Annotated in this window: 11 protein-coding genes; 7 read left to right on the forward strand and 4 right to left on the reverse strand. The window is 65.1% G+C overall.

What is annotated here, in order from left to right; genetic code table 11:
- Positions 1-79: 79 nt before the first annotated feature.
- Positions 80-973: a glycine--tRNA ligase subunit alpha gene (locus ACP5E6_RS13880; protein WP_427954911.1), complete on the reverse strand. Its 894-nt coding sequence runs from the start codon at positions 971-973 to the stop codon at positions 80-82.
- Between the two features lie 68 nt (positions 974-1,041).
- Between ACP5E6_RS13880 and ACP5E6_RS13885 the strand changes: the two genes are divergently transcribed.
- Both ACP5E6_RS13885 and ACP5E6_RS13890 read left to right on the forward strand, forming a co-directional pair.
- Positions 1,042-1,446 (forward strand): hypothetical protein, encoded by a 405-nt coding sequence (locus tag ACP5E6_RS13885; protein ID WP_427954912.1) that lies wholly within the window; start codon positions 1,042-1,044, stop codon positions 1,444-1,446.
- On the forward strand, positions 1,433-2,605 hold the full coding sequence (locus tag ACP5E6_RS13890) for an isovaleryl-CoA dehydrogenase (RefSeq protein ID WP_427954913.1): 1,173 nt from the start codon (positions 1,433-1,435) through the stop codon (positions 2,603-2,605). The genes ACP5E6_RS13885 and ACP5E6_RS13890 overlap by 14 nt, the downstream gene beginning before the upstream one ends.
- A gap of 31 nt (positions 2,606-2,636) precedes the next feature.
- Here the strand turns inward: ACP5E6_RS13890 and ACP5E6_RS13895 are convergent, their stop codons facing one another.
- Positions 2,637-3,113 carry a lysozyme gene (locus ACP5E6_RS13895; RefSeq protein ID WP_427954914.1) on the reverse strand — a complete coding sequence of 159 codons (477 nt, stop codon included), beginning with the start codon at positions 3,111-3,113 and terminating at the stop codon, positions 2,637-2,639.
- An 86-nt stretch (positions 3,114-3,199) separates the two neighbouring features.
- Here ACP5E6_RS13895 and ACP5E6_RS13900 point away from each other — a divergent pair, with 86 nt between their 5' ends.
- Positions 3,200-5,140 (forward strand): hypothetical protein, encoded by a 1,941-nt coding sequence (locus ACP5E6_RS13900; protein WP_427954915.1) that lies wholly within the window; start codon positions 3,200-3,202, stop codon positions 5,138-5,140.
- On the opposite strand, the gene ACP5E6_RS13905 is transcribed toward ACP5E6_RS13900, so the two are convergent.
- Together ACP5E6_RS13905 and ruvX are read right to left on the reverse strand one after the other, a co-directional pair.
- Positions 5,124-5,453 carry a hypothetical protein gene (locus tag ACP5E6_RS13905; RefSeq protein ID WP_427954916.1) on the reverse strand — a complete coding sequence of 110 codons (330 nt, stop codon included), beginning with the start codon at positions 5,451-5,453 and terminating at the stop codon, positions 5,124-5,126. The genes ACP5E6_RS13900 and ACP5E6_RS13905 overlap by 17 nt on opposite strands.
- On the reverse strand, positions 5,450-5,917 hold the full coding sequence (gene ruvX, locus ACP5E6_RS13910; RefSeq protein WP_427954917.1) for a Holliday junction resolvase RuvX: 468 nt from the start codon (positions 5,915-5,917) through the stop codon (positions 5,450-5,452). Before ruvX ends, ACP5E6_RS13905 begins: the two co-directional genes overlap by 4 nt.
- Before the next feature lie 45 nt (positions 5,918-5,962).
- Here ruvX and gatC point away from each other — a divergent pair, with 45 nt between their 5' ends.
- The 4 genes from gatC to ACP5E6_RS13930 are packed head-to-tail and all read left to right on the forward strand — an operon-like array spanning position 5,963 to position 9,823.
- Positions 5,963-6,250, forward strand: a complete 288-nt coding sequence (gene gatC, locus ACP5E6_RS13915; RefSeq protein ID WP_427954918.1) for an Asp-tRNA(Asn)/Glu-tRNA(Gln) amidotransferase subunit GatC — start codon at positions 5,963-5,965, stop codon at positions 6,248-6,250.
- Positions 6,251-6,252: 2 nt separating this feature from the next.
- The gene (gene gatA, locus ACP5E6_RS13920; RefSeq protein ID WP_427954919.1) at positions 6,253-7,728 is read left to right on the forward strand and encodes an Asp-tRNA(Asn)/Glu-tRNA(Gln) amidotransferase subunit GatA; all 1,476 of its coding nucleotides are present in this window, start codon (positions 6,253-6,255) and stop codon (positions 7,726-7,728) included.
- Complete coding sequence (gene gatB, locus ACP5E6_RS13925) at positions 7,725-9,188, forward strand: Asp-tRNA(Asn)/Glu-tRNA(Gln) amidotransferase subunit GatB (protein ID WP_427954920.1); 1,464 nt, start codon at positions 7,725-7,727, stop codon at positions 9,186-9,188. Before gatA ends, gatB begins: the two co-directional genes overlap by 4 nt.
- Complete coding sequence (locus ACP5E6_RS13930; RefSeq protein WP_427954921.1) at positions 9,185-9,823, forward strand: SCO family protein; 639 nt, start codon at positions 9,185-9,187, stop codon at positions 9,821-9,823. The genes gatB and ACP5E6_RS13930 overlap by 4 nt, the downstream gene beginning before the upstream one ends.
- Positions 9,824-9,960: the final 137 nt, after the last annotated feature.

Raw genomic sequence — 9,960 nt, forward strand, 5'->3', positions numbered from 1 at the left:
CGTTCCAACTCCGCCGCCGCCTGCGCCTGCATGCGCGCGGGAATTTCCTCGGAGAAGAGTTCCAGAAAAAACTCAGCCATCAGACAAGCTCACCGGCAACCCATGCCTCCGCGCACGATTTCGCCAGCGCCCGCACCCGGCCGATATAGCTGGCGCGTTCGGACACCGAAATTACACCCCGCGCATCGAGCAGGTTGAACAGATGGCTCGCCTTGATGCAGTGATCATAGGCGGGTTGGGCGAGGTTGCGCGCCACCAGCGCGGCGCATTCAACCTCGGCGTCGGCGAAGTGGCGGATCAGCATGTCGGTGTTCGCGACCTCGAAATTATAGGTGGAATAGTCTCGCTCGGCGCGCCGGAAGACATCGCCGTAGCGCAGCCCATGGATTCCGGCGGCGTCGTTGAATTTCAGGTCGAACACGTTCTCGACGCCCTGCACATACATCGCGAGGCGTTCCAGCCCATAGGTCATCTCGAAACTCGGCAGATCGACCGCAATGCCGCCGACCTGCTGGAAATAGGTGAACTGCCCCACCTCCATCCCGTCGCACCAGATTTCCCAGCCCAGGCCCCAGGCCCCCAGGGTCGGGCTTTCCCAATCGTCCTCGACGAAACGGAAATCATGCAGAAGCGGGTCGAGCCCGATCGCGCGGTAGCTGTCGAGCAGCAGGTCCTGGGCGTTTTCCGGCGATGGCTTGATGATCACCTGATACTGGTAATAATGCTGCAAGCGGTTCGGGTTCTCGCCGTAGCGCCCATCCGAGGGCCGGCGCGAGGGCTGCACATAGGCCGCCGCCCAGGGTTTCGGCCCCAGGGCGCGCAGGGTGGTGGCGGGGTGAAACGTGCCGGCACCCATTTCCAGATCATAGGGTTGCAGGATGACACAGCCCTGCGCCGCCCAGAACCGGTGCAGCGTGAGGATGATGTCCTGAAAGCTCAGAGAGGTGTGCGGCGGCGATTTCTGGTCGGTCATGGTTTCATGGTAAGCGGTGTGGCGTTTCTTCGGGCGTTTTCGCAATGCACCATTACGGGGCGGAAGGCATGAGAGCAAGATTGAGCCGGGCGGATCGGGTTGGAATCGGCGTGGTGATCGCGGTTTCCGCCGCCGCTATCGTGTTTCGGGACCTCACCATCGTGCCGCGCGCCTTCGTTGGGCTGTGCGCGGGCGCGCATGCGCCGCTCGTGTGCGTGCCGCGCCAGGCGGTGCTGTGGGCGCAGTATGAGGGCTGGTTCGGTCTCGCGGCGCTCGGCCTCGGTATCGCCGGCTTTCTGTTCGCCCGCCGCGGCCTCGGGGTTGCCGCCTTGGCGGTCGGCGTCGCCGCCGTGGTGAATTACAACGGCACCGAAGGCATCATCGGCGCCGCTCTCGGCCTGTGGGGCTGGCTTGAAGCCGCCGCGCCGGCCACGATGCCCCCACCGTCAGGAACCAGCCATGCTCGCCAATAATCACGCCTCTCTCGATTTCGACCTCGGCGAGGAGATCGACGCGCTGCGCGACGCCGTCCGCCGTTTCGCCGTCGCCGAGATTGCCCCGCGCGCGGCCGCGATCGACCGTGACAATGATTTCCCTGCCGATCTGTGGCGGAAATTCGGCGCCATGGGCTTGCTCGGCGTGACGGTGCCGGAGGCGTATGGCGGCGCGGGGATGGGGTATCTGGCCCATGCGGTCGCGATGGAGGAGATTTCGCGCGCGTCCGCCTCGGTCGGCCTGTCCTACGGGGCGCATTCGAATCTGTGCGTCAACCAGATCAATCTGAACGGCACGGAGGCGCAGAAACGCCGCTATCTGCCCGGTCTGCTCGATGGCTCCTGCGTCGGCGCGCTTGCCATGAGCGAACCCAATGCGGGATCGGATGTGGTGTCGATGCGGTTGCGGGCCGACCGGCACGGCGGCAGCTATGTGCTCAACGGCACCAAGATGTGGATCACCAACGGGCCGGATGCCGACACGCTGGTGGTTTATGCCAAGACCGACCCGGCGGCCGGCGCGCGCGGCATCACCGCCTTCATCATCGAAAAAACCATGCCGGGATTTTCCTGCGCCCAGAAACTCGACAAGCTGGGGATGCGGGGTTCCAATACCGGGGAATTGGTGTTCGAGGATTGCGTCGTTCCGGAGGCGAATATCCTGGGCGGCCTCGGCCGCGGGGTGAATGTGTTGATGAGCGGGCTCGACTACGAACGCGCGGTGCTCGCGGCCGGGCCGCTCGGCATCATGCAGGCGGCGCTCGACATCGTGATCCCCTATGTGCATGAGCGCGAGCAATTCGGCCAGAAAATCGGCGAGTTTCAGCTGATCCAGGGTAAACTGGCTGACATGTACGTCACGATGTCAACGGCGCGCGCTTATGTTTATGCGGTCGCCCGCGCCTGCGACCGCGGCAGGACCAGCCGCAAGGACGCCGCCGGGGCGATTCTCTATGCCGCCGAACGCGCGACCTGGATGGCGCTCGAAGCGATCCAGTGCCTCGGCGGCAACGGCTATATCAATGACTATGCCACCGGCCGCCTGCTGCGCGACGCCAAGCTCTATGAGATCGGCGCCGGCACGTCGGAGATCAGGCGGATGCTGATCGGGCGGGAATTGTACAAGGAAACCAGCTGAGGCCGGTGGCCGCCGCCCGGTTGCGGTGCGGTTATCCTGAGGCGGCGGCGCTGAACAGGGCGGCCTCGGCCTCGCGGCGGCGCAGCAGGCCGGGGAGGATGACGCCGTCGGCATAGTCCCAGCGGACGAACTGGTCGGCCGCACCGGTGTAGTCGCCCTGGTTGAGCAGGGCGAGCAGGGTCGAGCGTTCGAAATTGCCGGCGCCGACGTTATAGACGAAATCGGCCAGGGCGGCCTGCTGGTTGGCGTTGAGCGGGACGATGACCACGGCGTTGACCTCATCGAGCGCGCTGGTGAGGTCGCGTTCGACCAGGGCGAGCGCCTGATCCTGGGTGACCGGCGCGGTGTCGGCGGTGACCGGGTTGCCCCAGGCATCGATGGTCGAGCCATAGCCGATCGACCAGACGCCGCCGGGGTCGCGATAGGGTTCGGCGCTGAATCCCTCGAAGGGTTCGACCAGCTGGGTCGCGGCGATTTGCAGCGGGTCGGCGGATAACGGAAAATCCATAGGACAAATCTCCTTGCGATGAAGGTAGGACTTGCCACGAGGACGGGGGGGTGAGAAACCACCAACGCAACCTGTGAGTGCATAAAATGATCGGAAATGATCACGCGCGGCTGGCGGCTTTCACCCGTGCGGCGATGGCGGCGGATGTCGTGAGTTTCGATTTGTTCGATACATTGGTGCAACGGGCGGTGTGGCGGCCGGACGATCTGTTTGCGCTGATGGCATCGACCATGGCGGCGCCGGCGCGCGACTGGTTCGCGGCGGCACGCAGGGTGGCCGAGGCGGTGGCACGGCGGAACGCCGGGGCGCGCGAGATTACGCTGGCGGCGATCTATGACGAATTGCGGTGCGACGCGCCTGCGGGGATCGATTTCGATGCGGTGATGGCGCGGGAGGTCGCACTGGAGATCGACGGCATCGCGCCGGACCCTCAGGTGGCGGCGGTGTTTCACGCTCTGGTTGCGGCGGGTCAGCGCGTCATCATCGTGTCGGATATGTATCTGCCGCGCGCGGCGATCGAGGCGATGCTCGATCGGGCGGGGCTGGCCGGGCATGTCCAGCTCTATCTCTCCAGCGAAACCGGCCTGACCAAGGCGGGCGGGACGGTGTGGCCGGCAATCCGCGCGGAATTCGGGCTGGGGCGGGATGCGCGTCTCGTTCACCTCGGCGACCATCCGGAGGCGGATGGCGCGATGGCGCGGCGGCACGGGATCACGACGTTTCTGCTCGACCCGCCGGAGCGGCGGATTGGCGCAAACCGCTATCCGCCAACCGGCGATGCGCTGGTCGATCTGCCGCATGCGCTGCTGCGGCGGGCGTTGGCGCGGGGCGTCGGCGATCCGTATTGGCTGACGCTGGCCTATCTGGTGGTGGCCCCGACCGCGATCGGGATGGCCGGGATGATCCATGCGCGGGCAATGGCCGAGGACCGGCTTGTGTTCTTTCTCGCGCGGGACGGGCTCATCCTTCAGAAAGCCTATGAGGCGGCGTGGCGGGATCAGGCGAGGCCGGCATCGTCCTATGTCTGGTCCTCGCGGCGTTGCCTCAATCTCGCGTCGATCACGGCGTTGGACTCCGCCGATCTCGATTTTCTGTGTTCGGGGGTCAGTGATGTGACGATCGGGGATTATTTGCAGCGCGCCGATCTCGACCCGGCGGCGGCGGAGGTCGCGGCGGCGATGGCGCGAAATGGGGTGAGCGGCGCGACGGTGGTGAACGGCGCGGCGTCACGCGCGGCGTTGCGGGCGGTGTTCGCTGATCTGGCCGGGGCGATCATCGCGCGCGCGGCGGTCGAGCGGCGAGATCTGCTGGTGCATCTCGATGCGATTGGCTTGTTCGCGGGGAAGTCCCTCGTGGTCGATCTCGGCTGGCACGGCTCGCTGCAACGCGCGCTGATCCGGCTGGGCACTACGGCGCAGGGCAGCGCGCCGGATATGACCGGGATCTATCTCGGCACCACCGCTGCCCGACCTGAAGGGCTGCGGGCCGAAGGGTTTCTGTTCACCGATGGCGCGCCGGAAGCGGTGGTGGCAGCGACGGTCGGGCGGTCCTACGAGGTGCTCGAATTGCTGTTCTCGGCGCCGGAATCAGGAATCCGCCATGTCGCGTGCCGTGATGGCGTGCCCTTCCCCGTGCGGATCGACCAGGCGGAGGAGGCGCCGCGCTTGGCGATCGCGGCGCTGATCCATGAGGCGGTGGTCGATGTCGCGCAGGCGATGCGGCCGTATCTGCGTGACGATCATGTGGCGATGCTGCGGGAGATCGCGCTGGCGCGGCTGAGCGCCCTGCTCGCCGAGCCGGATCGGATCGATGCGGCGCGTTTCGCCAACGTGCCGCATGCCGAGGGGTTCGGCGCGTCGTCCTACCGGCCGATCGTGCCGCCGCCGGCGCGCCTGCCGCTTGCCGCCGCACGTGCCGCGCGCGCCGCGTTCTGGCCCGCCGGATTTCTGGCCCGGCTCGACCCCGGTTCACGCTTCGCCGTCCGCGCGATCAACCGCCTGCATCGCCGGATCAGCGCCACAGCATGAGCACCAGCCCTCCCGCACAGATCAACCCGCCGCCGGCGAGGATCGGCGCATCCGGGCGGATGCCATAGCCGAGCCAGTTGACCAGTTGCGCCACGATGAAGAACAGCACGACATAGACGCCGAGCACCCGGCCGAAATCCCATGGTCCGAGATTGACGAACACGCCATAGGCGGCGAGCACGGCGGTGCCGCCGATCAGCCAGAACACCCGGTGTAGCCCGGTGGCGTGCAGCCCGTTGCGCATCAGCGCATCGCCGCCGACTTCGAGTGTGGCGGCGATGACGAGCAGCAGCAGGACGGCGAGAATTTTCATCCCGCATTCGTGATGATATCGAGTGCCGCCTGCAGCATGTAGGATGCCGCTGCGGCATCGACCCGTGCGGCCCGCTTGCCCCGCGAAACATCCGCAGCGATCATGGCGCGGTTGACCGCAGCGGAGGAGAGCCGCTCGTCGATCATCGCGGCGGGCAGGTTGGTCGCGAAGGTGATCGCGTGCGCCCAGTCGCGCGCGGCCTGGGCGGCGGGGCCGTAGGTGCCATCCATCGACAAGGGCAGGCCGATCACCAGCGCGGTGGCGCCCTCCTTGGCTGCGATGTCGCGGATGGTCTGCGCCATCTCGGCCAGCTTGCCGCGCTTCATCGCGCCATAGGGCGAGGCGAGGCGGCGGCTGACATCGGACAGGGCGATGCCGACGATGCGTGATCCGGGATCGAGCCCGATCAGCCGTGCGTTGCGGGGCATTGCAGCCACCAGATCGGTCAGGTTGAACAGTGTCATGGTCGCGTTTATGATCCAGACCGCACAGAAACCCAAGGGATGCCCATGTCGCTCGACCCCGCGACGGTTCGCCGTATCGCGAAACTCGCTCGTATCCGCCTCGATGACGATGAGGTGCCGCGCCTCGAAGGCGAACTCAACGCGATTCTCGGCTACGTCGAACAATTGTCCGAGGTCGATGTCGATGGCGTGCAACCGCTGTCCGGCGGGGCGCAGATGGCGATGCGGCTGCGCGAGGATGTGGTGAACGACGGGGATTATCCCGAGCGCGTTCTGGCCAACGCGCCGGATCGGATTGGCAATTTCTTTGCGGTGCCGAAGGTGGTGGAGTGAGCATGCTGGACCTGACCATCGCCGCGGCGCTCGACGCGCTGGCGGCGAAAAAAATCTCGGCAGTCGAACTGACCGATGCCCATATCGCGGCGATCGAGACGCTCAATCCCAGACTCAATGCGTTCATTACCGTCACGGCCGATTTGGCGCGGGAGCAGGCGAAGGCGGCCGATGCGGCGCGGCAGGCGGGCGACGCCCCTGCCCTGTCCGGCATTCCGATTGCGATGAAGGATTTGTTCTGCACCGAAGGCGTGCGGACCACGGCAGGGTCGAACATCCTGTCCCCGTTCGTGCCGCCCTATGAGAGCACGGTGTCTGCGAGGCTGAAGGCCGCCGGCGCGGTGATGCTCGGCAAGGCCAATCTCGATGAATTCGCCATGGGCTCATCGAACATCACCTCGGCCTATGGCGTGGTCGAAAACCCGTGGCAGCGCGATGATGGGGCGAAGCTCGTCCCCGGCGGCTCCTCCGGCGGGTCGGCGGCGGCGGTGGCGGCGCGGATGGCGATGGGCGCGACCGGGACGGATACCGGCGGCTCAATCCGTCAACCGGCCTCGTTCACCGGCATCGCGGGGATCAAGCCAACCTATGGCCGGTGTTCGCGGTTCGGCATCGTCGCCTTCGCCTCCTCGCTCGATCAGGCGGGACCGATGGCGCGCACGGTCGAGGATTGCGCGATCATGCTCGGCGCGATGAGCGGGTTCGATGAACGCGACAGCACCTCGGCCGATCGGCCGGTGCCGGATTTCCGGGCGGCGTGCGCGCGCGGGGTGAAGGGCCTGCGGATCGGAATTCCGAGCGAATACCGGGTGGATGGCATGGCGCCGGAGATCGAGACGCTCTGGCAGGCCGGGATCGACTGGCTGCGGCAGGCGGGGGCCGAGATCGTCGACGTCTCGCTGCCGCATACCAAATATGGTTTGCCGGTCTATTACATCGTCGCACCGGCCGAAGCGTCGTCGAACCTCGCGCGGTATGACGGGGTGCGGTTCGGTGCGCGGGTCGAGGGCGAGGATCTGATCGACCTGTACGAGCGCACCAGGGCGGCGGGGTTCGGCGCAGAGGTGAAGCGGCGGATCATGATCGGGACCTATGTGCTTTCGGCCGGGTACTATGATGCGTATTACCTGCGCGCCCAGAAAGTGCGCGCCCTGATGCTGCGCGATTTCAACGAGGCATTCGCCACGGTCGATGCGATCCTGACGCCCACGGCGCCCTCGGCCGCGTTCGCGATCGGCGAAAAGATGGATGATCCGGTGACGATGTATTTGAACGACGTGTTCACCGTGCCGTCCAACCTTGCGGGCGTGCCCGCGATGTCGGTGCCGGCGGGGCTGGATGCACGGGGATTACCGCTCGGGCTGCAGGTGATCGGCCGGCATTTCGATGAGGAGACGGTGTTTGCGGTGGCCGGTGCGCTGGAGCGCGCGGCGGCGTTCAGCGCACGTCCTGCGGTGCGGGCGGGGGGAACGTCATGAGCTATACGATCGAGGGTGCGACCGGGACTTGGGAGTTGGTGATCGGGCTGGAAGTCCATGCCCAGGTGATTTCAAAATCCAAATTGTTCAGCGGGGCGGCGACCGATTTCGGCAGCGCACCGAACACCCAGGTCAGTTTTGTCGACGCCGGTTTTCCCGGCATGCTGCCGGTGATCAACCGTGAATGCGTGGCACAGGCGGTGAGGACCGGGCTCGGGTTGAACGCGCGGATCAATCTGGTGTCGCGGTTCGACCGGAAGAATTATTTCTATGCCGATCTGCCGCAGGGGTATCAGATCAGCCAGTACGAACATCCGATCGTGGGCATGGGCACGATCGACATCGAGTTGGACTCGGGCGAGACCCGCTCGATCGGCATCACCCGGCTGCATCTGGAGCAGGATGCCGGCAAGAGCATGCATGATCAGCACGCGAGCAAATCATTGATCGATCTCAATCGGTCGGGTGTGGCCTTGATGGAAATCGTCAGTGAACCCGACATGCGCACGCCCGAGGAGGCCGGCGCCTATGTTCGCAAGCTGCGCACCATCCTGCGCTATCTCGGCACCTGCGACGGCAATATGGACGAGGGCTCGATGCGCGCCGACGTCAATGTCTCGGTCCGCAAGCCGGGCGAGGCATTCCGCACGCGCTGCGAGATCAAGAACGTCAATTCGATCCGCTTCGTGATGCAGGCGATCGAGGCGGAGGCGCGTCGGCAGGTCGAAATCTGGGAATCCGGCGGCGAGGTGCGCCAGGAGACGCGGCTGTTCGATCCCGCGCGCGGTGAAACCCGCTCGATGCGCAGCAAGGAGGATGCCCATGATTACAGGTATTTTCCCGAACCCGACCTGCTGCCGCTGGTGCTCGACGAGGCGTGGATCGCCACGCTGAAAGCCGAACTGCCGGAACTGCCCGATGCGAAGCGCGCACGATTGATGCGCGATTACGGGATTTCCGCCTATGAATCCGCGATTTTCGTGATGGAACAGGTCACCGCCGATTTCTTCGAGACCGTCGCCACCGGGCGCGATGCCAAACAGGTCGCGAACTGGATGCTGGGCGATTTTTTCGCCGCCCTCAACCGCACCGGCCGCAGCATCGAGAACAGCCCGGTCAGCGCGGCGGATCTCGGCGCGCTGCTCGATCTGATCAAGGACGGCACGATCAACGGCAAGATCGCCAAGGATGTGCTGGAACTCATGGTCGAGACCGGTGAGGCGCCGGCCGCCATCGTCGAGGCGCGCGGCCTGCGCCAGGTGACCGATACCGGTGCGATCGATGCCGCGATCGATGCGGTGCTTGCCGCCAATCCGGACAAGTTGGCCGAATATCGATCGGGCAAGGAAAAACTGTTCGGGTTCTTCGTGGGTCAGGTGATGAAGGCGATGGCCGGCAAGGGTAATCCGGCGTTAGTCAACGAGGCGCTGAAGGCAAAGATCGGTGCGTCGTCCTCATGAATGCCGCATTACGGCGGTGTCTGCTGGCGTTGTGCTTACTAACGCCGTTCATGGCGATCGCCGCGCAGCCGGTGGTGCCGGTCGCCGGGCTCGTACCGCCGCTGGCGTTCACGATGAAGGATGCAAGTACCGGCAAGACCGTCACCGCCGCCGATTTTCGGGGCAAGGTGGTGATGCTGTATTTCGGCTATACCAACTGCCCCGACGTATGTCCTGACACGCTCTACAAACTTCATCAGATCTATCTGAAACTCGGCTCCGCCGCCGCTAACACGGTGTTTCTGTTCGTCACGGTCGATCCGGCGCGCGATACGCTGCCGGTGCTGAAGAAATATCTCGCGTTGTTCGATCCGCATTTCGTCGGGCTGCGCGGCAGTGCCAATCAGATCTATCAACTGACGCGGCGTTATCGTGTGGTCGCCTCGGTGCATCCTTCGCCGGACCCGGAAAAATATCAGGTCGTGCATTCGGCGTTGATCTATGTGTTCGGCCCGCACGGCAACGCGCGTTTCATCATCCCCGATCTCGGGCTGAACCAGCACCCGGATTATGCAGCGCTGACCAGCGATCTTTCAAAACTGGTCACGAGCCCGCAACCACGCGGCCTGATCACCTGGCTGGCCCGCCTGGGCTGACCCACATCACTCAACCAGCCACGACCCCAAGTAAAAAAAGTTTTTTGCTTCTTTTTTACAAAAAAGAAGCCCTTCCTGACGTCCCTAGCAGCCTGTCGGATTTGCGACTTGTGTGAGCAGAAAATTCTGAGCCTTGG

This window comes from Acidiphilium sp., from assembly GCF_049977125.1.
Classification (GTDB): domain Bacteria; phylum Pseudomonadota; class Alphaproteobacteria; order Acetobacterales; family Acetobacteraceae; genus Acidiphilium.